The organism is Sphingomonas sp. PL20, from assembly GCF_017875905.1.
Taxonomy (GTDB): Bacteria; Pseudomonadota; Alphaproteobacteria; order Sphingomonadales; family Sphingomonadaceae; genus Sphingomonas; species Sphingomonas echinoides.
Window position 1 is genome coordinate 4,162,482 of sequence record NZ_JAGINH010000002.1, and the last position, 24,625, is coordinate 4,187,106.

Consider the following 24,625-nt stretch of genomic DNA (forward strand, 5'->3'; position numbering starts at 1 on the left):
TGTCGGGGCCCGACACGGCCGAACCGGAGGCCGCGCAAAAGCGGCCTCCTCCCCGATTAAGCGGGAAATTGATGGGAGCTGCGTGGACGCCAGGGGCTGGTACGGACCAGGCCCCGGTGCGTGCGGGCCGATCCTCATTGGCTAGGGCTTTCCAGCGTTTTACTGGCCTTGCCCCCGATGACCTCTACGGCTTCGAGAGTGATGAGGCCGATGTCAGGCACATCATCCAGACTGGCAACGAACGCGCGCAACGCATCCTCAAAATCGACGATCTCGATCACCACGGCTCGATCACTTTCGAGCACATGGCGGCGGTGGACGTGCGACGACGCCCCAAACCCGATCAGCGCCTCAAGCACCGTGAGACCCGCCATCTTCCGATCGCGCGCCAGCGAGGCGACATGTTCGAAAACCTTGCGATCGCCGATATAGGCCGCTTCGTCTGTGTAGATCCGCAGCAATTTTCGAGCGGGTTGTCCCATCACGCTTCTCCTATCAAAGGGGCAGGATCCTCGTCGTGCGGGGTGCTACCCTCTTGTTCTTTTTGGTCCTGGGTTCGCCCGAGGATCACTTTCGCGAGCGCCGGCAGCACGAGCAAGGTAAGGATAGTTGCCGCAATCAGGCCGCCGATCACGACCGTCGCAAGCGGCTTCTGGACCTCAGCGCCGGTACCGTGCGCGAGCGCCATCGGCACGAAGCCGATCGCCGGCACGAACCCCGTCATGATGACCGCGCGCATCTTCTCGGCCATGCCTTCGCGAATCGCCTGCGCGATAGGCAGTCCACCTTCACTCCGGTCTCGGATCGCCGTCATGACGACAAGCCCGTTTAGCACCGCCACGCCGGCGAGGCAGATGAACCCAACCGCCGCCGACACCGAAAAGTTGATGCCCGTCAGCGCCAGTGTGAACACGCCGCCGGCGAGGCCCAGTGGAACCGCCAGGAACACCGATGCCGCCCTGCCGAACCCGCCGAGCGCCATATAGAGGAGCCCGAAGATGGCCAGGAAGCAAAGTGGAACGACGATCGACAGTCGTTTGGACGCTGCAGCCAGGTTCTCGAACTGGCCACCCCACTCAAGATAGTAGCCGGCCGGTAGCTTGATCTGCGCGATCTTTGCCTGCGCCTCCTGTACGAACGACCCGGCATCTCGACCGCCCAGGTTAACCTGAACAACGACGCGACGCTTGCCGTTCTCGCGGCTGATCTGGTTCAGACCCTCGGTCAGCCGGATTTGCGCGACTTGCGCCAGTGGCACCTGCCCACGCGGACGACCCGCTACCTCGGGTAGCAGCACCGGCAACGAGCGGATGTCGTCGAGATTGGCACGGGTCGCATCTGGCACACGCACGGTGATATCAAAACGCCGATCGCCCTCGTACACACGCCCGGACTCACGACCGCCGAGTCCAGCCGCAACGGTATCCGCGACATCGCGGATGGTCAGGCCGTACCGCGCGATCGCCGCGCGATTGAGCTTTACGTCGAGCGCTGGCGCGCCCCCGACCTGTTCGGCCTTGACGCTCGCCGCGCCGGGTACCGTCTGGAGCACCCGCACCATTTCGCCAGCGGTCTGCGCCATCTTGTCAAGATCGTCGCCGTAGATCTTGATCGCGACGTCGCCGCGGACGCCCGCGATCAGCTCGTTGAAACGGAGCTGGATCGGCTGACTGACCTCATAAAGATTGCCGAGCAGTCCGCCGGTCGCCTTTTGGATCTTGGCAACGATGTCGGCCTTGGTCGTGCCCTTGGCCCATTCCTCCTTCTCCTTCAGGATCACAAACCCGTCCGAGACGTTCGGCGGCGCCGGGTCAGTTGCGGCTTCCGCGATGCCCGTCTTGGAGAACATCAACGCGACTTCCGGCACCTTTATCACCGCCTCCTCGACCTTGCGTTCCATCAACAGCGATTGTTCGAGGCTGACCGAGGGCACGCGCGTAGACGCGAAGGCGAGATTTTTCTCGTCGAGCTGGGGGATGAACTCGGAACCGAGCAGTCCAAAGGCGGGGATCGCCGCCAGGAAGAAGGCAAGCCCGCCGATGATGAACGGCCACGGCTTGGCGATCGCCCTGTCGAGCAGTGGAAGGTAGCGCTCTTTGGACTTGCGGATCAGCCACACATCCTTCTCCGCGACCTTGCCGCGGATCAGGATTGCGACCAGCGCCGGAACCAGCGTGATCGCCAGCACGAACGCCGCCACCAACGCGAGCATGATCGTGATCGCCATCGGCGAAAACGTCTTGCCTTCGGTGCCGGTGAAGGTCAGCAGCGGTGCAAATGCCAGGAGGATGATGGCCTGACCAAAAACGGTCGGCTTGATCATCTCCTGCGCGGCCCGCATGGTCTCCTCCAGCCGCTCCCTGACCGAAAGCAGCCTTCCCTCATGTTCTTGCCTATGCGCCAATCGGGCGAGGCAGTTTTCGATGATGATGACCGCGCCATCGACGATCAGCCCAAAGTCAAGCGCGCCCAGGCTCATCAAATTGCCGGGGACGTTGAACGCGTTCATTCCCATGGCCATCATCAGGAACGAGAACGGGATTACCAGCGTCGCGATCACCGCGGCGCGCCAGTTGCCGAGCAGCAGGAACAGCGACGCCGCGACGAGGATCGCGCCTTCGGTCAGGTTGCGCTGGACCGTGGCCACCGTTGCCCCGACCAGCGCCGCGCGGTTCAGCACCACCTTAACCTGGATGCCGGGCGGCAACGTCTTTGCTATCTGATCGAGCTTGGTAGTCGCCTGTTCGGCCACGACCCGGCTGTTCTGTCCAATCAGCATCAGCACCGTGCCGATGACCGCTTCGCGGCCGTTCATGCTGCCAGCGCCGGTACGCAGGTCACCGCCAACACGAACGTTGGCGATCTGGCCGATCGTGATCGGCGTCCCGCCCCGCGTAGCGGCGACCGCGTTGCGGATTTCGTCAACGGTACGCACGCGGGAGTCGACGCGCACAAGGTACGCTTCACCACCGCGGTTGTAGTAGTTCGCGCCCACCGCGAGATTTGCGTTCTCGAGAGCTTGGCCAAGTTCACTATAGGAGATGCCATAGCTGGCTAGTTTCGTCGGATCAGGCTCAACCACGAATGTCTTAGCGAAGCCGCCGATCGAGTCGACGCCGGCAACGCCCTTAACCGAGCGAAGCTGCGGACCGATGATCCAGTCTTGGACAGTTCGCAGATAGCTCGCCTTGGCCACCGCGTCCGTTAGTCGTTCGCCTTCGGGCGTCAGATAGCTGCCGTCAGGCTGCCAGCCGGGTTGGCCGGCGACCTTTTTCGCGCCCCTGCCGTCCGGATTGGCGTAGCCGACCGTATACATGACGATCTCGCCGAGGCCGGTCGAGACCGGCCCGACCTGCGGCTGCACACCGTCCGGCAATTTTTCGGCCGCTTGGCGCAGGCGCTCACCGACCTGCTGGCGCGCGAAATAGAGGTCGGTGCTGTCGGTGAAGATCGCACTGACCTGGCTGAAGCCGTTGCGCGAGATCGAACGTGTGGTTTCTAGCCCGGGAATGCCTGCGAGCGCAATTTCGACTGGATAGGTGACGAGCTTTTCGATTTCGACCGGCGACAGCCGCGGATCGATCGTGTTGATCTGAACCTGTTTGGTAGTGATGTCGGGCACCGCGTCGATCGGCAGCTTGGAAAGCTGCCACACGCCGAGGCCGGCGATGACGAGGAACAATGCGAGGACCGTCCAGCGTGCGCGGACGGAGAGCGCCATGAGATTTGCGATCATGATCTATTCTTCCTCGCCCGCGCCCTTGCCGAGTTCGGCCTTGAGCAGAAATGCGTTTTTGGTTGCGACTTGGCTGCCTGCCGCGAGACCCTTCAGGATCTCGACCCGGCCGTTGCTGCGTTGTCCGATCGTGATGGTCTGAGCCTTGAAGCCCCGCGCGGTCCGCACGAACACGATGTCACGCCCCTCGAGCGTCTGCACCGCATCCTCCGGCACCACGATCGCATTGCTAGTCGTGCCGCCTCCGCTCGGTAGGAGCCGCACGCGCACCGCGAGCCCTGGCTGAAGGCTGCCCGTCACATCGAGGACAGCAGTCGCCGAGCGCGTGTCATTGGCGAGGCCAGGCGTGACGGCGCGCACCCGTGCTTCCACGGTTCGGCCGTCGGGCAATTCGATAATCGCCCGATCGCCGGGCGATAGCCGCTGTGCATCGGTCGGTCCGACCGCGGCCTCGACCTGTATCTTCGACGCATCGGCGACGCGCATCAGCTCGGTCTCGGGCTGGACAAAGGCGCCCAAGCTTACGTTCTCCGAGGTAACGCGGCCGGAAATCGGGCTGGACACCAACACGCCGCGGCCATCGGACGTCACCCGTGCGGCCCCTGCCGCCACGCTGGCGCGGCGCGCCTCAGCCACAGCAGACGCGGCCTCGGCTTCTGCCTGTTCAAGCTCGACCCGCGCCGAGACCTTCTGGCGGAATAGATATTGCTCGCGGGCGAGTGCCTTTTGCGCCAGCGTCGATTTCGCAGCGGCAGCTGTGCGATCGGCAGCAAACTGCGCCGCGTCCCGGCTTTCGACGACGGCGAGCGTTTCGCCGGCACGCACCGGATCACCGAGCCGCTTCATCAATCGCGTGACCGCGCCGCCTGCGCGGGCGGTCACGATCGCTTCGCCTTGCGGTGATGCGCTGACTGTCGCCTGCGCTACGATTTCCGCGCCGAGCCCGCTGGGATTGATCGTCTCGACGGCAATACCGGCCTGCTGGACCGCTTGCGCGGTCATCGCCACCGTGTCGGGGTTTTTTTTCTCCTCTTTAGGGGCGGCGGTGTTGCCGCTTGCCGCTTCGGTCGCGGCAGGTTCACTCGCGGTCCAGCGTGCGATCCCGAAGCCGCCAAGTGCGGCGACGATCGCGACAGCCGCCGCACCGCCAAGAAAGCGCTTATCGTTCATCATCGATCATCTCCGGAAATCGTCGGGGCCGGCGTCGTGAGCCGGTCGAGCCGGGCCTGCGCGTCGTGGTACGCCGCAAGCGCATCGACGTAGGTCTGGCGGGTCTGTGAAAGCGTGCGCTCGGCATCGAGGAGCGCGATCTGGTCGAACTTGCCCTGCGTCCAACCGATCCGCGCTATGCGGGCGGCCTCCTGTGCCGCCGCCAGTCCCGGCCCGCCCGCCGCTCGCGCGGTCGCAGCGGCGTTCGCCACTTCGGTTTGTGCGCTAGCGATCTGTTGCCGGGTATCGATCACGGCGAGGTTGCGCAGCGCGATCGCCTGCGTCTGTTCAGAGCGTGACTGCGCCACGAAGGCGCTGCCGTTGTTGAAGAACGGGATCGGGATCGAAATGCCGACGACCGCGGCGGTGTCGTTGGTCGCCGCCAGTCGGCGGGCGGAGGCGCTGACCGTTACGTCAGGAACCCGCAACGACCGAGCCACGCGAACCTGCGCATCCGCGGTGCGAACATCCGCTTCCGCAGCAACCAAGGCGAGCGTCCCATCAACATCGACGGGCCGGGGCGGTCCGTAATCAGCGATCCGCTCGAACCAGGCGCGATCGAGTGGGCCCATCACCGGCACCGACAACAATGTCTCAAGGTTTGCACGCGCCGCCTGTGCCTGCCGGGCCGCGATATCGGCTGCGACCTGCGCATTGATGCGCAGCACATCGGCGCGCTGTTGCTCGATCGGACCTACATCGCCGGCCTTGACGCGCTCGCTTGAGACCCGGAACGCGTTGTTGGCGATCCCTGCCTGCTCGCTCAGCACTTCGGCACGGCGCTCGGCGGCGGCGGCTTCGATATAGAGCTGCGTAATCCGCAAGCGGAGATCCGCCTTCGCGATTTCAGCCTGGACTTGCGCGCGACTGAGGCGTGCGGTTGCAAGCGCGACACGCGCTGGCCGCTTGCCGCCCAACTCTAGCGGGAGCGCCACGCCAACCGTCGTCTCGGAGCTTCGCAAACCCTTGTAGACGCCGGTCCCCGCAAGATTCTCAACCTGCGCCTGCACTTCTGGGTTGGGGCGCAAGCCTGCGACACGCCGCGCCGCGGTCGCGGCATCGACGCCGGCCGTGGCCGCCGCGATCGACGGAAGTGGAGCCGATCCGCTCCCCCCCGATGCCGCGCCGTTGTCGAGGACGGCCGACGGGATGGATGGCATGCCGCCCGCAGCGAGAGCGTTCTCGAGCGAGAACGCATCGGCCGATTGTGACGAAGTGGTCGCCGCCGGAATGCCGGGCGGCGTTGTTGTTTGCGCCCCGGCCGCACCGGCAAGGGACGCCGCGACCATGACGGCCGCGATTGTACGATACATGGATGATAACTCCTGACGAACCGGGTTCGCCCCGCGCGGCAATTGCCGGCGAGGTCAGCGGATCCTCAGGCTTGGGGAGGCCTCAGCGCCGGATCGGCGGTAGAGAGCGGCCGCATGGAATGACTCGCGAAGACGGGGGCGACCCGAAGATCGCGCGTCAGTGCTGCGTTGGTAGCCTTGACCGGCGCTGCGACGTGATCGCCATGGCAACCACCGTGATGATGAGGATAGCCCTTGTCGCTATCAGAAGGCACTTGGTCGGCGTCGCCAGGTACATGGCCTAACGCAACTTCGTCCACGCGCGCCTCATGGGATGAAGCGCTAACATCCGGTCGCTCCAGCACATGCGCAGTCGCCGTCGTTCCCAAGGAGAGGGCGATCGTCAAATACGCAAGGATGTTCAGCAGGCGTCGCACGGATCACGCTCTAACAGGAACGCAGGTAACGGGCTAGTCCGCTCGTCGCATGAAGAAATAAAGCCGTCATCGGAAAGTCTGCAATAAAATAGGACGTGCCTTGCGCCATATCGGGATCGCCTCGGCACGCACCCACTCGCCTAGGAATATACACGCGCGTTCGGGCTGCATCAGCCGGTGGCCGCAGCGGCTCGGCGCCGGTTGAGGATGAACCCGCCGATTACCGCGATGAACATCAGGAGCTGAGCCGCCATCGATTGCAAGGTCGGGAAGATACCGAGCATAGAAACGCGGATCCCGCCGCCAAGCGGCGCAATGTCGATGATGCCGGCTTCCTGTAGCGCCGACACGCCCTTGCCGGCGAGGACTACGGTGAGGATGGCCATCAGCCAAGCACTGTAGGCAAAGAATTTCGCGATCGGCAGGGCGCGGCTGTAGCGCAACATGGCCCAGGCAATGAGCCCGAGCAGAACGACCGCCGAGCCGGCGCCCGCCAACATCATGCCGCCATTGCCCTGGGTCCAGAGCGCGGCATAGAACAGCATCGTCTCGAACACCTCGCGATAAACGACGATGAAGGCCAGGCCGAACAGGAACCAGGCCGACTGCTTCGACAATGCGTGCGATATCTTCTCGCGGATGTAGCGCTGCCATTGGTCCGCCTGCGCCTTGCCGTGCATCCAGATCCCCACGGAGAGCAGGACGACAGCCGCGAACAGCGACCCGAACCCTTCGGTAAGCTCCCGGCTCGCGCCGCTGATCCCGATCGCATAGGTCGCGATTCCCCATGTGACCGCGCCGACTATGAGCGCCCCGATCCAGCCGCCATGGACATAGGGCAGCACTTCAGGCCGCTCGGCCTTGCGGAGGAAAGCGATCATCGCGACGACGATCAGCAGGGCTTCGAGCCCCTCGCGCAGCAGAATGGTGAAGGCGCCCAGGAAGGTCGATGCGCTGCTCGCTGCGTCCGGGGACAATGCCGCGTCGGCATCGTCGAACAGGCCGTCGAGCACCTGGACGCGCGTGGCAACCTCGTCGGCGGGGCGACCTTGCTGGAGTGATGCCCGAAATTCGCCCATGGCGCTTTCGATGTGCCCCATGAGCGTTGCGTCGCGCGCGGTCAGCATCGGCTCGAGTGGCTCGAAGCCATCGAGATAAGCCGAAAGCGCGAGTTCCTGGGCAGCGTGACGGTCGCCACCGCGGTACGCGGCAAGGCTCCGTGCCAGTTTTTCGCGCGCGATGGTCAGCGAGCCGGGTGCCTGCCGGATCACCGCGTCCGGGTGACGGCGCAGATAGGCGATCACCGCGTCGGCCTTGGCAGGTCCGATCGTCTTGGCAAGCACCTCCGGGGTCAGTCCCGCCAGTGTTGTCAGGTCGGGGATCATGTGCCGCAGGCCGGGATCGGATTTCCACAGCCGCTCGCCCTGGCTTGCAAGGGCGTCGGGAAAGGCAAAGCGACCGGCATAGAAGGCCAACGCCCAGCGATCATCGCTCGGCAAGGTCGCAAAGCTTTGCATCGCCGTGCCGTCGATGCCCTGGTCGATGACCTGGTACAGCGCGAAGGGACTGCGTTGCCGCGCGCGCGTTATTTCGCTGAAGGCGATCGGCGGCGTGGTGAGCTTCGCCGCGTCGGGGCCATGCCCATCCCCGGTCATGCCGTGACAACTCGCGCAATTCTGCGCGAACAACGTGGCGCCGCGGGCGAGGTCGGGCGCCTTGCCCGGCGCGAGCGGCACGGGATAGGCCTTGAGCAGATCGGCGGCGAGGCCATGGGCGATGCGGGCGACCTCTTCGGGCGTTCCCTTCGCGGCGATGACGCCCTGAAGTCGAGCTGCGCCCGCGATCAGCTTCCCGCGCGCCGGCGTGGGCGACAGCGTCGAAAGGCGAGTCGATACCGAGGCCGCGAATTCGGTCATCTCGGCATATTCGGAAGGACTCTTCACCCGTCCGCCGCTGACAGCACCGCCATAGTCGACCGCCATATAATCAAGTAGCCGCCATGCCGTCTGGACGTCGGTCGTTTGGGCATGGGCCGCGACGCTTGTGCCAAGGGCAAACAAGAGGGCGCCGAGCACCGCCAGCGCGCGGCGCAACGAGACCGTCCGCAAGAGAATCGACAAAGGGCTGTTTGAAGGCGTAAACATGCGCAACGTCTACACCCTCTAGCCGCTAGAGGGTCAAGTGGTTTTGCGACTTGTTTGCATTAGCTGCTGGCAATTGCGAACGGTGGTATCATCAACCGCCCTGCTCAGCTGAACGTGGCGGAATCCGGCGCCAATGTCTCGATGATGCGGCACTCGGAAATAGTGCCCTGTCCGCACTGGACAATCACGTTGCTCAACTCGGACCTCAAAGTATTCAGATCGCGGAGCTTTCGGTCGATTTCGGCGAGATGCTCCCGCGCGATCGCGTCCACCGCCTTGCAAGAAATATCCTTCTGGTCGGCGAGCTTGAGCAACTCCTGAACCTGGTCGATCGAGAAACCCAGCGCGCGAGCCCTGCGAATGAAACTGAGCCGTGCGAGATGTTGGGCGGTGTAGGCGCGATAGTTGTTCTTTGTTCGGGCGGGCGCCGCCAACAAGCCGATGCTCTCATAATAGCGGATCGTCTCCACCTTGCTGTCGGTGGCTTTGGCGAGACTCCCGATGCTGAGCGGCTCGGTGGACATATCGTTTGACCCTCTAGTGACTTCAGACTGTATAGTGGGTGTCATGTCGAAAAGTCGAGGTGACGCAATGTTCGAGCAGACCGGGACGAGCCCCATAGCGATAGGGCGCCGGTGGCGCTTCAAGGTCCAGGGGCTAGACTGCCAGAATGAGGTTCGATTGCTCAGAGAAGCGCTTATCCCACTCGTTGGAGATGAGCGGTTTTTGTCGTTCCAGCCGAAGCTTGGCCTGCTCGACGTCGATGTCGCGTCCGGCCTCACAGTCGAAGCCGTGATCGCGGCCGTATCGACCACCGGGATGACCGCCGAGCTAGATGGTCAGAGCGGTATCTCAAAAGATGCCGCAGGAGCCGACGGTTGCAGAAGCTGCTCGGGTGAACCGGCGCCCGTTGCCCAGGCTCTCCCGGACCATCCGGACGGCGTCATTTTCGAAATCCATGGCATGGACTGCGGTGACGAAGTCGCGGTGCTCAAGCGCGAACTCGGTCCGATCGTAGGGCCGGAAAATCTGTCGTTCGATCTCATCAACGGTCGCATGTCGATCGCGAGCGGTGCCGATCTCTCTCTTCACGCCGACATCCTAAGGGCAGTCGAACGCACGGGGATGCGCGCCGAACTGTGGAAAGAAGGCGAGCGCAGTGCCGGTGCGCCAGAGGAGCAGCGGCGACGCCGGGTTCAGGCCGGGCTGACCATCGCAAGCGGCGCTTTGGTCCTGGTCGGTTTTGCGATTCACGCGCGCGCAAACGGCTTCGCTGCGGTACTGCACGAGAGTCTGGCGCGCGAGGCGCACCCCCCGGTTCTGGCGATGCTCGCTTATTCCTTGTCGGTCCTGTCGGCAGTTCGATACGTCGCACCCAAGGCGATCCTCGCGGCGCGGCGACTCCGGCCGGACATGAACCTGCTCATGCTGGTCGCGGTGGCGGGTGCCCTCGGCATCGGCCAATGGTTCGAAGCGGCGACTGTCGCATTTTTCTTCGCCCTTGCGCTGGCGCTTGAGGCATGGAGCCTGGGACGTGCCCGCCGTGCCGTCGCCGCACTTATGGAAATCGCGCCGGATTCTGCCCGGATACGAGATGCGGCAGGCGTCGAGAAGGACGTACCCGTTGCCGAAGTTGCGGTCGGAACCCATGTGATCGTTCCCCCGGGCGGAAAGATACCGCTCGACGGCTATGTGGTTGCGGGGACGAGCGCGGTCAATCAGGCGCCAATCACGGGCGAAAGCGTACCCGTTACGGTGACGCAAGACGCGGTGGTCTATGCCGGGACCATCAACGGCATGGGCGCGCTCGAGATCGTAACCACCCGGCCAGCCTCCGACACCACGCTCGCGCGTATCGTGCGCATGGTCGGCGAGGCGCAGAGCAAACGGGCTCCGAGCGAACAGTGGGTGGAACGCTTCGCGCGGATATACACGCCGGTCGTGATGGCGCTTTCCCTGGCGGCATTCCTCGTGCCGCCGCTTCTGCTCGGGGGAAGTTGGGCCGCATGGTTCTATCAAGCGCTGGTGTTGCTCGTCATCGCCTGTCCCTGCGCCCTGGTCATCTCGACCCCTGTCAGCATAGTCGCAGGATTGACCGGCGCGGCCCGGCGGGGCGTGCTGATCAAGGGAGGTGTCCATCTGGAAACGCCTGCCCGCCTCACGGCGATTGCGATGGACAAGACCGGCACACTCACGCTTGGCCGCCCCAAGGTGATCGAAATCATACCGATCGGCACCCGGAGCGAATCTGAGTTACTGTCATTTGCTGCTGCCGTTGAAGCCCGCAGCGAACACCCCATTGCGCGCGCAATCCTCGCCATTGCAGCGGAGCGCGGCATAGACGTGGTCCCCGCGAAAGACGTGACGGCTGTCCCGGGCCTAGGGGTTGTTGGCAAGATCAATGATCGCCACGTCTGGGTCGGTTCTGCCATCTATCTTGAACAGAGGCTCGGCGGCGGCGACAGCGAAAAACTGACAACCGCCTTGAAACGTATCGCTGGAGCCGGACTGACTGGAATCGCGGTCTGGGAATCCATGACAGTGATCGGGTTGATCGCGGTGGGTGATGCGGTGCGACCTGAAGCAAGACTAATCGTTGCACAATTACACGCCCTTGGCATCGCTCAAGTGGTCATGCTCACGGGAGATGCTCGCGCGCCGGCCGAAGCGATCGCGCATGAAACCGGCGTGGATGAGGTTTACGCCGAGCTGCTTCCCGAACAGAAGGTCGAGGCGATAGAAAGACTGGTGGCGCAGCACGGCCTTGTTGCCATGGTCGGTGACGGCGTCAACGACGCGCCGGCGATGGCGCGGGCGAGCCTCGGCATCGCGATGGGCGCGATTGGGAGTGATGCGGCGATCGAGACGGCCGACATCGCACTGATGCAGGACGATCTCTCCCAGCTACCGTGGCTCATTCGGCACTCACGAGCGACACTCACCATCATCCGGCAGAACATCGGCTTCTCGCTTGCGGTAAAGCTCGTCTTCGGGGGGCTGACGCTGCTTGGAATGGCGTCGCTCTGGGGCGCGATAGCAGCAGATGTCGGAGCATCGCTCCTGGTCGTGCTCAACGGGCTGCGTCTTATCGATCGCGACCAGCAGGCGCGATAGCCCGGTTACCGAGCGTCCCGAAGCCACGATCTTCGCTCTTCCATCCCGCAAAGGACTACATTGATATGGCCGGCCAATGTACCGCGAGCATCGACACGGGCTTTGTGACATTGGGCTATGCCAAGGTCGCCCTATTGGGCGTGGTGCAGGGCATTACCGAACTTCTGCCGATTTCGTCGACAGCCCATATGCGCGTCGTACCTGCCGTGCTGGGGTGGCGAGATCCGGGTTCGGCCTTTTCGGCCGCGATGCAGCTTGCGGCGCTCGCCGCCGTTATCAGCTATTTTTGGCGAGACGTTCGCCGTCTTGCGGTCGGGTCAGTGTCGGCGATCAGCCGCCGCGAATTCGCCGATCCCGATCTTCGTCTGGCGACCTGGATCGTGCTGGCAACGATTCCTATCGCGCTGGCGGGCGCGTTACTTTCGAGCAGCCTCAATACATGCAACTCACCCCTTCGCGCATTGCCGGTGATTGGCTGGGCGTGCATCTTGATGGCGGTGCTGATGGCGCTCACCGAAATCCTGGCACGCCACCGCCGCAGCGTCGAGAATGCATCACTGGTGGACGCGCTGCTCGTCGGCCTGGCCCAGGTCGGAGCCCTCATCCCAGGCGTCTCACGCTCCGGATCGACTCTCACCGCTGCGCTCGCACTCGGATTTAAGCGTGAAGAAGCTGCGCGCTTTTCATTCCTGTTGGGCATCCCGGCTATCGCTCTCGCCGGATTGAAGGAATTGTGGGAGCTGCACAAAGTCCACCTCGACATGCACGGCTGGTCCATTCTGGCGGTCGGCCTTGGCGTCGCAACCGTTTCAGCATTCGCGGCGATCTGGGCGCTAATGCGCGTCCTCGAGCGCTTCTCCGCCTGGCCCTTCGTCATCTATCGCGGAGTGCTTGGCGTTCTTCTGGTCATCGCGACCACCAACGCCTGGCTAGTCTAAGCGTCAGCCTCCCAACACATCGGGAAATTGGCATGGCAATGCCTCGTCGACGCATCGCGATGCCTATGCCTATGCCTATGCCTAGGAGGTTCACCCAATCTGGTATCAGGCGAATGGTCGTGCAGCTCAGTCAGATGTAGCCACAGTCCGATAGATACTAGATTTCGGCGACGATGAGAGGCGCCGTGACAGGTTCGCCGCTCTTGCAGCAACATCGATCAAATCGTGCTCAATTGGTAGCAGACAATGTTGTGATCAACGGGCATCCGACCTGATCGCCGACGTCGCAGGCACGAACGGTGTCGGCGGAATGGCCTTTGAACGCCATGGTCATTGCTGGCCAGCCCACCGCCAGTATCGGCCGATGCTGGATCGTGAGCTTGTTCGCCTTGGTATCGATCGCGGTGATGACATCGACACCCTGCCCCGTCGTGACGGCAGGCGCCTTCTTGTCCATGCCCGCCATACCGGCATGCCTTTCATATCTCCGCTCATGGATTGAGCGAGGGCCGGACCGGCGGAAGATGGCGGCGGTACGCAATGCGATGCGTAGCGCTCTTATGATGACTTCCTTTTGCTGAGAGGTTGGGGTCGTTTTGGAAGATGGACGTAGCGGCTTGCGCAGCAACAGCGGCTAAGCGGCCGCCAAAACGAACATTGACACCGGCGAGGCTGCCAGCATGCCACCGACTGAGTATGGCGATCCGGCTCATCACCTCCAAACCAGCGCCAGTCCCGAGCAGGACCTGTAGCTTCCCATTGCTTTCGTGTCGAGCTGCTCAGTAGTAGTCGGCAAGCTTTAGAACCCGCGTCGTTCCGTTCGCGAGCTTAAGCGTTACCCGGCTTCCTGCGGGGCCGTAGCGCCATTGCCAAAGCAATCCCCGCGTATAGGAGCTGTCGATAGGACGACCGTCCACGGCTACAACCTGCTCACCGACGGCCCACCCCGCCCGATCCGCAGGGCTGCCGGATGCCACATGCACGACAGTCAGGTCAGTAGTGGAGGCGGCGAGGCCGAGGCCGCTTCGATCCTTCAGCATCGGCAGGCGCGCCCGAGGAGGGGCGGAACGCAACCACAACTGTCCTTGAGACACGTCCAGTACGATGTCGAATTGTCCGAGCAACGGCATCCCCACATTCCCTACCGTGCTCACCGAGGTCCACCGATCAAGGGCGAGCGCCGGAACTAAGGCGCTCGAGAGCGCGCCCAGGCTCACCTTGTCGGCAACGAAGGCCTTGACGATTTGCACTCCCTCGACCCCGCCAAGGGCGGCGGTGGAGACGGTCTTGCCGACGAGAACGGAGTGCGCCTCGATATAGGCGGAGGATAGCATCAACGCCGACGAACTGCCGAAATCGAGCATCAGCGGCACCGGGTCCAGTCCGGCGATGGACGCGAGCACAAACAATTCCCGTTTGGCCCCGTGCCCGAGCGGAAGTACAGTCCATTCCGGACCCCCCACAAAGCTGGCGGTCTTCTCAAATGCAAACCGCCGTGTCGTGAAATCGAGCGCCAGGCAGCCACCCGCTAGTACGTCTGACCCGAGGATCATGTCGATCGGCCGACCAAAGGCGGCCGAAACCGCCCCCAAGTCTGCAACGACTGCGGAGGGGAGGACGGTAGCATGAGTGTCCAGCATCACCGCGACATTACGGACCAGACCAACCGGAGCCTTGCCGCCCAGGCCGTTGATCCGTCGCGGCTCCAGGTTCGTCAAGCCAAGCTTGGCCGCGAGCGGTTTGCTGATAATTGACGCGCCGCTTCCGCTGTCGAGCACCGCGTCGATTGCTACGCCGGACACCTTGGCCGGCACGATCAGCGTGTCGCCGGTTGCGACTTCTATCGGGCGCCAGACCGGAGGCGTAGCGAAGCCGCCCCAAGACCGACCCCGCTCGGTCCTCGCTGCCAATAGAGGAAGCGGAATGCTCGTCATGAGCCCGGCCCCGAGCCACATGATCGCCGCCCGCCGGTCAGCATGCCAAATCGTCTTGATTTCTTCCCTGGGTTCCACCGAATTTCCATTCGCTTCTCACGAGTCGCGGAGAGGTTCGAGCGTTGCTACATGCTCCAGCCCCTCAAGGATCAAGCCCCCCGACCGAAAATGATACGGCCATGCTGCGGGTTTAGCGATCAGAAGCGTTTCGAGAAGCCCGCCGCGAGAAAAGGATGAGGTGGTTTTGTGCCGGCGGCACCCGTCCCGACGCTAAGGTCAATCTGTATATCGTGCCCGATGATGTACGCGGCCCCAACGTCGAAGATCAACGAAGCACGTCCATTCTTCTCCTCGGCATATTGAAGCTCGGTGTCGACGAAAAAATTCAGGATCTTGCTCGGATTGTAGTTCAACGTAGCTGCGAACAGTCCGGCGGCATAGGAGCGCTTCGTGTCGTCCTCGTACACCGCCACGCCGACGTTGGGGTTCAATGACCATTTGTCGACAAAATTCCAGTCGGCCGCCAAGCGGAAATCCCCGGTTGCGCGCGAGTTACGAAAAGCACTGGAACCAGAAGGTGGAAAGACCCGAACGATTGCGCCGATTGATGGCTGGGTCGATCCCACTGCCTTGACGATATTGTACTTCAGACCAATCGAGGACGGCGCAAACCCGCTGCTGTCCGTATCGACTAGGGCCGGGTCGTGCTGGCGCTGCCGAGTGAACGTGTTGCCTTCGACACGGAACTCCCAGTTCTTGCTGAACCCATATCGCAGCAGCCTCGGAATAAAGGTCGTATGCTCTCGTTCATCGCCGTTGCTGCGATACTCGCGCTGGATAGCCGTCTCGAACTGAAAATGACCCCTGGCCAACCGTCGTGCTTCCATCCGCGATCCCGGGCCGATCGGGATTGATGAAGTCGTCGGAAGGGTCCGCATGAGCTGGAGCTGCCACTGCGAACGCCGCAACGATAATGAGCGTTGTTGATGTGCGAAGATGGCAATGGGGCATCGAAAACTTACTCCGCTCCTGGACGCAATCAGTCGGCACCTAAGCGGCTGGCCGCGCTATCGCTTGAATGACCCGGCACTCGGCCATCGTTCGGGCGCAGCACCCGCTCGCGCTCATGGCGCTCAGCTCGTCGCGCAAGGCAGAAAGCTGGCGAAGCCGATCCTCCACACCGACCAGGTGCCGCGCTGCGATTTCCGCTGCTTCCGCACAGTCGCGCTCCGGTTGATCGGCAAGCGCGAGGAGCGAACGAATTTCCTCGATCGAGAAACCGAGCCTTCGCCCGTTCCGCACGAAGTTCAGGCGATCCACGTCGCCGTCACCATAGGTGCGTCTGCCCGAGGATGTGCGCTCAGGTGTTTCGAGCACACCAATTTGCTCGTAAAAGCGGATCGTCGTCACCTTGGTCGCAGTCGCGCGCGCCAACTCACCAATCTTCATCTCGCATTTGCTCCAAATCATTTGCTGCCATCGAACTTTGCGCTTGCTCCTACAGCAGCTAGAGATTGTAAAGAAGCCAGATGATTGACACCCGAATCGTTAACGCGCCCGCCCGCCATGGACGGGGCGAGCGTTGCCCGACCTCACGGTTGACGGCGTGATCGCGCTTCTGTTCCTTCCTTCCGCGTATGAGATCGTCCGCAATGCGCGGACTGAACTCCGGCCGGCAACCTAGAGGTGCGCAGGATGATCGTTCCGCCGCGCGCGGTTTTGTGCGTGCTGAATGCAACGCTGGTCGCGTGCCTCGCTGGCGCGTCGGTCGCGCAGGCGCAAACGGGGTCTCAACCGGGGGTGCCGACGACTTCGACCGAGGGAGAGGTGCTTAGCCTTGAAGCGGCCTTGTCTCAGGGCGGCGCCGCTTCGCCCTCGATCGCAGCATCGACTGCCGGTGTGCAGGCGGTCACGGCCGCCCGTACGATAGCGGGATTGCGCCCAAACCCCGAGGTTCAGCTGCAAGTCGAAAATTTAGCGGGTTCGGGGCAATATCGAGGCTTCCGCAGCGCTGAATCAAGCGTCGGAATTGCGCTGCCTCTGGAACTAGGAGGCAAGCGCAGCGCGCGGCTTGCGCTGGCGAACGCACGACTGACCCGGGCTGAGATCCAGACCGCAATCGCCGTTGCCGACCTTCGGCTCAGGATCACGCAGCTCTATGTCGAGGCGGCCGCAGCCGAGCGTCGTACAGAAGTGCTGTCGGAGCAGTCTGCTATTGCAGCAAATGCCTTGCGGATCGCAAGCGAACGCGTTCGTGCCGGCGCGGCATCGCCAATCGAGCAGCAACGCGCTGATGTCCTCCGGATCAACGCACAGGTCGCTGCCGACAGTGCGGGGCGGCAGGCACAGGCTGCAAGACTAAATCTCGCCGCGCTCATCGGTCGCCCGATCACGGGGCTGCTTGACCGCGCCTGGTTCGATCAGGTCGCAAGTTTCTATGGGCCCGCTCAGCCCGTCGATGTCGAAGAGACTCTCGCTTTTGCCGCTGCCACCGCCGACGTTCGCGCGGCGGATGCTCAGGTCCGACTAGCTCGCGCGTCACGCATTCCTAACATCACGATCAGCGCAGGAGCCCGTCGTTTGGCGGAGACCAATGACACAGCCGCCGTGGTCGGCGTGAGTGTCCCCATCCCGATCTTTAACAATGGTCGGGCCTTCGTCAGTCAGTCGCAAGCCGAGCAGACGCAGGCTCAGGCGCTGCGCTCCCTCGTGGCACTCGATACCCGCCAGGATATCGCCCGCGCGCAAACCGAAGTCGCCAATGCTGCCGCGACTGCACGCGCTACGGGAGGCCCAGGTCTCGCTGCCGCAGCGGAGGCGGCCAGGATCGCGCGTATCGGTTACTCTCAAGGCAAGTTTGACCAGATCGCGCTGCTAGACGCCGAGCGAACGCTGTCTCAAACCCGGCAAGCCTATGTCGATGCGCTTGCCGCCTACCACGATGCAGTGGCGAGATTGCAGCGTCTGACGACGCCAGCCACCCTCGCCAACGGTGAGGCGCGGCAGTGATGAACTTGGAACATAAGCCGGGTTCCGGCCGCACGTGCCTTGGGCATAAGTCGTATGCTCGCGCCTCGTTTTATCTCGGAGAACACCTATGATCCTTCAGGATAAGCGCCTGCTTGGCAGTGCGGCCGGTGTCGCGTTGATCGCCGCGCTCGGTGGTTTCGCGGTTGCCCGCTATACCACGGGCGGCTCGAAGCCCGTCGAGGCCCCGGCCAGCGTTCCTGCGGCTGCATCGGGCAAGGAGAAGAAGCCGGATACCTTGGCAATGACCGCACAAGCAATGCAGCAAGCTAGCATTGCGACTGAAACGGTCAAGGCAGGCGGTCTGGGTGCCGAAATCGTTAGCCAAGCGACAGTGGCAGCCTCCCCTACTGGCGAGGCGATCGTCACAGCGAGAGCCGGAGGTGCGGTGACGCGCTTGCTCAAGCGCCTGGGCGATCCCGTACGAGCAGGCGAAGCGCTCGCGATCGTCGAGAGCCGTGAGGCGGCTCAATTCGCGGCGGATCGCACGGTCGCAGCTGCCAAATCAGCGCTGGCGCAAAAGGCATTGGCGCGAGAGCAATATTTGTACCGGCAGAAAGTATCCGCGCGGGTCGATCTCGAGCAGGCTCAGGCCGGGGCGACGTCCGCGGCGGCCGAGGCGCGACGCGCGCAGGTCGCCGCGGGAGCGGCAAACGTCACAAGCGATGGTCGCGGTGTCGTCGTCGCAAGTCCGATCACAGGGCGCGTGACCGCCGAAAACGTAAGTCTCGGGGCGTTCGTTCAACCCGAGACCGAACTGTTCCGGGTTGCCGATCCTGCGAAGATTCAGATCGAAGCCGCGGTCGGTCCGGCTGATGCTCAGCGCTTATCCCCCGGTGACCGCGCAATCGTCGAATTGCCCGGCGGGCGGACGATCGAGGCGCGCGTGCGCGCCGTGACCCCTGGCCTTAGCGGGGAGACTCGTTCCGCGACTGCGGTGTTAGATGTTCCCGGTTCTCTGCAGCCGGGTCTCGCAGTCCGGGTGCGGCTCCTGCCAAGCCGCGGCGAGGTTTCGAACGCGATTGTCGTGCCAGAAGACGCCGTTCAGAGCCTTGAAGGTCGCGACGTCGTGTTCACACGCACTGCTAAGGGTTTCCGCGCCCAGAATGTCACTACCGGCCAGCGCAGCGCCGGCCGCATCGAGATCGTGTCGGGCCTCTCAGCCGGGCAGACCATCGCCACCAAGAACGCCTTCCTGCTCAAAGCCGAACTCGGCAAGGGCGCGGGCGAGGAAGAATAACAGATGATCGCCAACCTTATCGCGCTGGCCGTCCGTGCGCGCTGGGCGGTCCTGTTCATCTTCCTGGCGATTGCCGGTCTTGGCCTGTGGCAGCTCACCAAGCTGCCGATCGACGCCGTGCCCGACATCACCAACAAACAGGTACAGATCAACACCGTCGATCGGCGCCTCTCGCCGGTCGAGATGGAAAAGCTTGTCACTTATCCGATCGAAACCGCGCTGGCTGGCATCCCTGGACTGGAGACGACCCGTTCGATTTCCCGCAATGGCTTTAGCCAGGTATCCGCAATATTCTCGGAAGGCACCGATCTCTATTTCGCGCGCCAGCAGGTAGGCGAACGCCTGACCCAGGCGCGCGATACGTTGCCCGACGGCGTACAGCCGCAGATCGGCCCGGTTACGACCGGTCTTGGCGAAGTCGTGATGTACACGGTCGAATATGCCAATCCTGACGGCAAAGGCGCGAAAATTGTGAACGGCCAGCCCGGCTGGCAATCGGATCGGAGTTACCTGACGCCCGAAGGCGATCGGCTGACGAATGCGGTCGAACAGGCCGGGTTCCTTCGCACCGTTCAGGACTGGATCGTCCGCCCACAGCTCCGCGCCGTTCCGGGCGTGGCCGGCGTCGACTCGATCGGCGGCTACGCCAAGACATTCGTGGTTGAACCAGATCCGGTGAAACTCTCGACCTACGGTATCTCGTATAGCGAGCTTGGCGAGGCGCTGGAGAACGCCAACCTCGCGGTGGGCGCGAACTACTATAACCGCGGCGGCGAAGGCTATTTGGTTCGGCTCGATGCGCGGGTTCGCTCGGTGGATGAAATCAAGAACGCCGTCGCCGCCACACGCGGCGGTGTTCCCATCACCGTTGGCCAGATCGCCAATGTCGAGAGCGGGGGCGACCTTCGCACCGGTGCGGGCAGCGTGAACGGCAAAGAAGCCGTCATCGGCACCGCGTTGATGCTTATCGGTCAGAACAGCCGCATCGTTGCGCAGGATGTCTCTGCAAAGCTCGAGCAGGTATCGAAGACCTTGCCGCCCGGCGTTACCGTCAAGGTGGTGCTCGACCGCTCGAAGCTGGTCAACGCGACGGTCGCGACCGTGCAGCGCAATCTGACCGAGGGCGCGATCCTGGTGGCGGTCGCGCTATTCCTGTTGCTCGGCAACTGGCGCGCGGCGCTGATCGCGGTGCTCGTTATTCCCTTCTCGTTCCTCATGATGGCAATGGGGATGAACGCCTTTCGCGTGCCCGGCAACCTGATGAGCCTGGGGGCTCTCGACTTCGGTCTTATCGTCGACGGCGCGGTGATCATCATCGAGAACTGTCTGGCGCGGCTAGCGCACCGGCAGGAACATGAGGGCCGGCTGCTCGCCCTTCGCGAGCGGCTTGAGGAGACCATGCGCGCCGCTCAGGAAATGATAAAGCCGACCGTTTTCGGGCAAGCAATCATCCTGCTTGCCTTTGCGCCGCTGCTCATGTTCACCGGCGTCGAGGGCAAGACGTTCTCGCCGATGGCAATCACGATCATGCTCGCGCTGGTCGCGGCCTTCATCCTGGCGCTGACCTTCGTGCCGGCCATGGTGGCGCTGCTCATTCGCGGCCGGGTCGCCGAGAAGGAAGTGTGGCTGATCCGCAAGAGCAAGGAGCGCTATCTGCCGCTGCTCGACAAGGCGATCGCACGGCCGTGGCCGTTCATCCTCGGCGGACTGGCCTTCTTTCTCGCCGCGGTGCCGGCGTTCGGATTGTTGGGCAGCGAGTTCATCCCGCAGCTCGACGAGAAGAATATTGCCCTCGCCTCGACCCGCGTTCCCTCGGTCAACCTCGAACAGTCGCTCGCTATGCAGCGACAGGTCGAGGCCGCCGTGAAAAAACTGCCCGAAGTCGAGCTGATGTTTTCCAAGACCGGCACCGCTGAGGTTGCGACCGATCCGATGCCGCAGAACATGTCGGACGGCTATATCATTCTCAAGCCCCAGGATCAGTGGCCCGCCAGCGTCCATACAAAAGCCGAGGTGATCGAGCGCATTGAGAAGGTGTCACGTGGTCAGCTCGGTCAAATCTATGAAATGAGCCAACCGATCCAACTTCGCTTCAACGAACTGATCGCGGGTGTTCGCGGTGACGTCGCCATCAAGCTCTACGGCGACGACCTCGACAAGATGGCGCAGACGGCCAGCGAGATGGTTCGCGTCCTGCAATCCATTCCGGGCGCGGGCAGCGTAAAGGCTGACCAGGTTGGTGGTGCGCCGACGCTCGACGTGAAGCTCGATCGCGCCGCCATTGCACGCTATGGTCTCACGATGCGCGAAGTGGCCGACACGGTTTCCGCGGCGCTCGGGGGCCGCGAGTCCGGTTTGCTCTATGAGGGCGACCGGCGGTTCGACATCACGGTGCGCGTGCCCGAAACCACGCGCACCAGCCTGGATGACATCCAGGCGCTGCCGGTGTTGCTTCCTGAGAAGGCCGGGCAAGCTCGCCAGCAAGTGCCGCTCTCGCAAGTCGCGCAGATTCGCGTCACCGAAGGCCTCAATGAGATCAGGCGCGAGAACGGCAAGCGCCGTCTCGCCATTCAGGTGAACTTGTTGGGACGTGATGCCGGGTCGTTCGTCGCCGAAGCGCAGGCCAAGATTGCACAGGTCAAACTTCCGGCCGGCTATTATCTCGAATGGGGCGGGCAGTTCCAGAGTCTGCAGGATGCATCTAAGCGGCTTTCGATCGTTGTGCCGCTCTGTTTCGCGTTGATCTTTGGCCTGCTCTACATGGCTCTCGGCAGCTTTGGACGCGCTACTGCGGTGTTCCTGGCGGTGCCCTTAGGATTGGCGGGCGGCGTGTTCACCTTGGCGCTCACCGGCATTGCATTCTCGGTATCAGCCGCTGTCGGCTTCATCTGTCTTGCGGGCGTCGCCGTACTCAATGGCCTCGTGGTGATGACAGCGATACGCGAACGGATCGAGGCAGGGTTTCCGCTCGCTCAGGCGATCCGCGACGGGATGGCCGAAAAGATGCGCGCCGTCGTCATGACCGGATTTGTGCCGGCGATCGGTTTCGTGCCGATGGCGCTCGCGCACGGCACCGGCGCCGAGGTCCAGAAGCCCCTGGCGACCACTGTTATCGGGGGCTTGGTTGCGGCTACCATTCTCACTTTGCTCGTTCTCCCCGCCATCGCCCGCGTGGTGCTTGGCTGGGGCGAACGCGTGGGCAAGCACCGCGATCCCGAGCCGGATGGCGGCGTGGCGGCGCATCCGACCCCCGAGCCGATCTCGACATGACACAGGAGGCGAGCATGAGCGAACATACCAAATTGCTCCGCATCTACACCGACGAGGCCGCCTATTACGGCGACCGCAAGGTGCTCGAGGTGGTCGCATCCAAGGCGCGTGACGCCAGACTCGCCGGCGTGACCGTGCTTGAGGCGCTTATTGGGTTCGGGCGATCGGCGCATCTTCATCGCAGGCATGTACTCGAAAGCGATCGAGCCGTGGTGATCGAGATCGTCGATTTCGACGCTCGTTTGCGGGCGTTCGTGTCGGACCTGTCCGACGTGCCAGGGATAGGATTGATGACGCTCGAAGCAGTGGAGGTTCTCGGGTCAGAGCTTTCGGTCAGCAGTATACAACCAGAGTGAGGTTTGGGATCAGGGTGAGGATCGTTCTTGGCGACTGATATTCCTTCCGCTTCGTCTCCACGGCCATCATTGCGCCGCTTTGCCCTGTTGCTCGTGCTGGTCGGGGCGGCAATGATTCCCGCCGTGATCCTGCGGATCGAAGGCTGGCGTCCCAACCCGCTGCTCGACACGTTCGTTTTCGGAGCGGCTATCCTCGCTGCGGGGTTCCTTTTGTCATGGGGCGCCGAGGCGGCCGAGAAGCGCATTTCGGCAGGGTTGATCGTGGCGATCGTCGCGCTGATCACCGTGCTCCCTGAATATGCCGTGGATTTTTACTACGCCTATTCGGCGGGCGCGAACCCCGGATCGAATTACGTCCATTATGCCGCGGCGAACATGACCGGCGCAAATCGGCTGCTCGTCGGCCTTGCCTGGCCGCTTCTGGTATTGCTTCACTGGCGGCGAACGCGGGATCGCGCCATTGAGTTACGGCCCGCGAACCGAACCGAAATCCTCTTTCTGCTTCTGCCAAGCATCTATGCCTTCGCGATCGTGGCGAAGGGCCGAATTTCACCCATCGACACCATCGTCCTTATCGCGCTGTTCGGGGTGTATATGTGGCGCGCCAGTCGGAAGGAAACTGGCGCAGACGCTGATGACGACGATGACGACGATGACGACGAGCCTGGCCCGGCCGCGGCGCTCATGCTGCTTTCACCCCTTCGCCAATGGTTAGCCATGGGAGCGCTGACGATCGTCGCAGCCGCGATTATTCTTGTATCCGCCGAACCTTTTGCAGAGTCGATGATCGACTCGGGCCGCCTTTTGGGGTTCGACGAGTTCTTGCTGATCCAGTGGCTCGCGCCGCTGGCCAGCGAAGCGCCTGCCGTCGTCGTGGCGGCGCTGTTCGTGCTGTCGGGCCGCGCCGCGTCCGGCCTCGCGACGATGATGTCCGACAAGATCAATCAATGGACTCTGCTAGTCGGCATGTTGCCGCTGGCGGTCAGCTTGGGCGCGGGGCATCTGACCAGCCTCCCGCTCGACACACGCCAACACGAGGAATTCTTCCTCACTGCCGCACAGTCGTTATTCGGTATCGGCTTGCTGCTGCGTCTTCGCCTCAGTCTGGTGGGTGCGGCGGCGCTCGCTACCCTTTTCGTCGCCCAGGTGGCTTTGGCGGTAATCTGGCAGGGTGACGAACTGCGTATCGTCAACAGTCTGACGTGGCTGGCTTGGGGCTATCTGGCGCTCGCGGCTGGCCTGTTCTTGACGAACCGCAAAGCGCTTGGCGCGCTTTTCAGGAAAACAGGCTAGTGAGACGGCCAGCGTCGTTGAACCGACACGGCCGGCCCGCCGGCAAACGTAGGAGGTGGAGTCGTTGTTTGACCAACTCGCCGCTCCGGTCCTCGACAGCCCAGCCTCTAGGCCGGGGAATACGCCGCAGCGCGAGGGTGAAGCCATGACGAGGGCTGCCACCTGGCTGGGCGCAGGGCTCGCCCTGACCGTGGACCAGGTGACCAAGCCGGCGGCCTTCGAGCTCGTTGCAAGCCACGGCGCGATACCCGTCCTCCCCTTCCTTACCATCACGTCCAGCATGAACGCCGGCGTTGCCTTCGGGATCGGCACAAGGGTGCATCCGATCCTGCTGATCGGGGTCGCGGCGACCGTCACGGCTCTTCTCCTCGCGATGATCCTGCGGTCGGCGAGTCCTCTCTACCGCGCCGTGCTGGGCATGATCCTCGGCGGCGGCATTGGGAATATCGCCGACAGGCTGCGATTCGGCGCCGTACGCGACTTTATCGACCTCCACTGGGGCGGATCTCACTGGCCGACGTTCAATATGGCAGATGCTTTCATCACCGTTGGCTTCGTCATCATGCTCATCGCCTGCGACGAGTCCAACGGGCATTTGAAGCCGCGATCCACCCGTTGCGGGAAGAACTGATGTC

19 protein-coding genes are annotated in these 24,625 nt (G+C 63.1%); 8 read left to right on the plus strand and 11 right to left on the minus strand.

Features of this window, described 5'->3' with window-relative positions:
* Positions 1 to 134: 134 nt before the first annotated feature.
* The 7 genes from H4W01_RS19675 to H4W01_RS19705 all read right to left on the minus strand — a co-directional run bounded on the left by H4W01_RS19675 (position 135) and on the right by H4W01_RS19705 (position 9,342).
* Positions 135 to 482: a DUF190 domain-containing protein gene (locus H4W01_RS19675; RefSeq protein ID WP_033963078.1), complete on the minus strand. Its 348-nt coding sequence runs from the start codon at positions 480 to 482 to the stop codon at positions 135 to 137.
* Complete coding sequence (locus H4W01_RS19680; protein WP_126849020.1) at positions 482 to 3,736, minus strand: efflux RND transporter permease subunit; 3,255 nt, start codon at positions 3,734 to 3,736, stop codon at positions 482 to 484. The genes H4W01_RS19675 and H4W01_RS19680 overlap by 1 nt, the downstream gene beginning before the upstream one ends.
* 3 nt (positions 3,737 to 3,739) lie before the next feature.
* A complete protein-coding gene (locus H4W01_RS19685; protein ID WP_010405569.1) occupies positions 3,740 to 4,906 on the minus strand; it encodes an efflux RND transporter periplasmic adaptor subunit in 1,167 nt (388 codons plus the stop codon).
* Positions 4,906 to 6,258, minus strand: coding sequence for a TolC family protein (locus H4W01_RS19690; protein WP_010405568.1), 1,353 nt, complete (start codon positions 6,256 to 6,258; stop codon positions 4,906 to 4,908). Before H4W01_RS19690 ends, H4W01_RS19685 begins: the two co-directional genes overlap by 1 nt.
* Before the next feature lie 65 nt (positions 6,259 to 6,323).
* Positions 6,324 to 6,674 (minus strand): hypothetical protein, encoded by a 351-nt coding sequence (locus H4W01_RS19695; protein WP_081988561.1) that lies wholly within the window; start codon positions 6,672 to 6,674, stop codon positions 6,324 to 6,326.
* Between the two features lie 170 nt (positions 6,675 to 6,844).
* On the minus strand, positions 6,845 to 8,782 hold the full coding sequence (locus tag H4W01_RS19700; RefSeq protein WP_029622657.1) for a cytochrome c/FTR1 family iron permease: 1,938 nt from the start codon (positions 8,780 to 8,782) through the stop codon (positions 6,845 to 6,847).
* 140 nt (positions 8,783 to 8,922) lie between these two features.
* The gene (locus tag H4W01_RS19705; protein WP_010405566.1) at positions 8,923 to 9,342 is read right to left on the minus strand and encodes a MerR family transcriptional regulator; all 420 of its coding nucleotides are present in this window, start codon (positions 9,340 to 9,342) and stop codon (positions 8,923 to 8,925) included.
* A 67-nt stretch (positions 9,343 to 9,409) separates the two neighbouring features.
* Between H4W01_RS19705 and H4W01_RS19710 the strand changes: the two genes are divergently transcribed.
* Positions 9,410 to 11,932: a heavy metal translocating P-type ATPase gene (locus H4W01_RS19710; protein ID WP_249340854.1), complete on the plus strand. Its 2,523-nt coding sequence runs from the start codon at positions 9,410 to 9,412 to the stop codon at positions 11,930 to 11,932.
* 65 nt (positions 11,933 to 11,997) lie between these two features.
* Positions 11,998 to 12,870: an undecaprenyl-diphosphate phosphatase gene (locus H4W01_RS19715; RefSeq protein ID WP_010405564.1), complete on the plus strand. Its 873-nt coding sequence runs from the start codon at positions 11,998 to 12,000 to the stop codon at positions 12,868 to 12,870.
* A gap of 229 nt (positions 12,871 to 13,099) precedes the next feature.
* Here H4W01_RS19715 and H4W01_RS19720 read toward each other — a convergent pair whose 3' ends face one another.
* The 4 genes from H4W01_RS19720 to H4W01_RS19735 form a co-directional block, all read right to left on the minus strand.
* Entirely contained in the window at positions 13,100 to 13,336 is a 237-nt protein-coding gene (locus tag H4W01_RS19720) for a copper-binding protein (RefSeq protein WP_010405563.1), read from the minus strand.
* A 313-nt stretch (positions 13,337 to 13,649) separates the two neighbouring features.
* The gene (locus tag H4W01_RS19725; RefSeq protein ID WP_231564856.1) at positions 13,650 to 14,882 is read right to left on the minus strand and encodes an aspartyl protease family protein; all 1,233 of its coding nucleotides are present in this window, start codon (positions 14,880 to 14,882) and stop codon (positions 13,650 to 13,652) included.
* Between the two features lie 119 nt (positions 14,883 to 15,001).
* Positions 15,002 to 15,742 (minus strand): transporter, encoded by a 741-nt coding sequence (locus H4W01_RS19730; protein WP_209612916.1) that lies wholly within the window; start codon positions 15,740 to 15,742, stop codon positions 15,002 to 15,004.
* Between the two features lie 112 nt (positions 15,743 to 15,854).
* Positions 15,855 to 16,253: a MerR family transcriptional regulator gene (locus H4W01_RS19735; RefSeq protein ID WP_033963081.1), complete on the minus strand. Its 399-nt coding sequence runs from the start codon at positions 16,251 to 16,253 to the stop codon at positions 15,855 to 15,857.
* A 279-nt stretch (positions 16,254 to 16,532) separates the two neighbouring features.
* Here H4W01_RS19735 and H4W01_RS19740 point away from each other — a divergent pair, with 279 nt between their 5' ends.
* The 6 genes from H4W01_RS19740 (at position 16,533) to lspA (ending at position 24,621) form a co-directional block, all read left to right on the plus strand.
* Positions 16,533 to 17,813: a TolC family protein gene (locus H4W01_RS19740; protein WP_033963168.1), complete on the plus strand. Its 1,281-nt coding sequence runs from the start codon at positions 16,533 to 16,535 to the stop codon at positions 17,811 to 17,813.
* 88 nt (positions 17,814 to 17,901) lie between these two features.
* Positions 17,902 to 19,071 (plus strand): efflux RND transporter periplasmic adaptor subunit, encoded by a 1,170-nt coding sequence (locus tag H4W01_RS19745; RefSeq protein WP_010405553.1) that lies wholly within the window; start codon positions 17,902 to 17,904, stop codon positions 19,069 to 19,071.
* 3 nt (positions 19,072 to 19,074) lie between these two features.
* Positions 19,075 to 22,341, plus strand: a complete 3,267-nt coding sequence (locus H4W01_RS19750; RefSeq protein WP_010405552.1) for an efflux RND transporter permease subunit — start codon at positions 19,075 to 19,077, stop codon at positions 22,339 to 22,341.
* A 14-nt stretch (positions 22,342 to 22,355) separates the two neighbouring features.
* A complete protein-coding gene (locus H4W01_RS19755; protein WP_010405551.1) occupies positions 22,356 to 22,697 on the plus strand; it encodes a DUF190 domain-containing protein in 342 nt (113 codons plus the stop codon).
* A 27-nt stretch (positions 22,698 to 22,724) separates the two neighbouring features.
* A complete protein-coding gene (locus tag H4W01_RS19760) occupies positions 22,725 to 23,990 on the plus strand; it encodes a sodium:proton exchanger (RefSeq protein WP_245535557.1) in 1,266 nt (421 codons plus the stop codon).
* A gap of 64 nt (positions 23,991 to 24,054) precedes the next feature.
* The gene (lspA, locus tag H4W01_RS19765) at positions 24,055 to 24,621 is read left to right on the plus strand and encodes a signal peptidase II (RefSeq protein ID WP_126849018.1); all 567 of its coding nucleotides are present in this window, start codon (positions 24,055 to 24,057) and stop codon (positions 24,619 to 24,621) included.
* Positions 24,622 to 24,625 lie beyond the last annotated feature (4 nt).

Coding starts and splice junctions, on each gene's coding strand:
- H4W01_RS19675 (WP_033963078.1), bottom strand. CDS start 482: ATGGGACAACCCGCTCGAAAATTGCTGCGGATCTACACAGACGAAGCG.
- H4W01_RS19720 (WP_010405563.1), bottom strand. CDS start 13,336: ATGGCGGGCATGGACAAGAAGGCGCCTGCCGTCACGACGGGGCAGGGT.
- H4W01_RS19715 (WP_010405564.1), top strand. CDS start 11,998: ATGGCCGGCCAATGTACCGCGAGCATCGACACGGGCTTTGTGACATTG.
- H4W01_RS19735 (WP_033963081.1), bottom strand. CDS start 16,253: ATGAAGATTGGTGAGTTGGCGCGCGCGACTGCGACCAAGGTGACGACG.
- H4W01_RS19705 (WP_010405566.1), bottom strand. CDS start 9,342: ATGTCCACCGAGCCGCTCAGCATCGGGAGTCTCGCCAAAGCCACCGAC.
- H4W01_RS19690 (WP_010405568.1), bottom strand. CDS start 6,258: ATGTATCGTACAATCGCGGCCGTCATGGTCGCGGCGTCCCTTGCCGGT.
- H4W01_RS19745 (WP_010405553.1), top strand. CDS start 17,902: ATGATCCTTCAGGATAAGCGCCTGCTTGGCAGTGCGGCCGGTGTCGCG.
- H4W01_RS19755 (WP_010405551.1), top strand. CDS start 22,356: ATGAGCGAACATACCAAATTGCTCCGCATCTACACCGACGAGGCCGCC.
- H4W01_RS19685 (WP_010405569.1), bottom strand. CDS start 4,906: ATGAACGATAAGCGCTTTCTTGGCGGTGCGGCGGCTGTCGCGATCGTC.
- H4W01_RS19730 (WP_209612916.1), bottom strand. CDS start 15,742: ATGCGGACCCTTCCGACGACTTCATCAATCCCGATCGGCCCGGGATCG.
- H4W01_RS19710 (WP_249340854.1), top strand. CDS start 9,410: ATGTTCGAGCAGACCGGGACGAGCCCCATAGCGATAGGGCGCCGGTGG.
- H4W01_RS19680 (WP_126849020.1), bottom strand. CDS start 3,736: ATGATCGCAAATCTCATGGCGCTCTCCGTCCGCGCACGCTGGACGGTC.
- H4W01_RS19750 (WP_010405552.1), top strand. CDS start 19,075: ATGATCGCCAACCTTATCGCGCTGGCCGTCCGTGCGCGCTGGGCGGTC.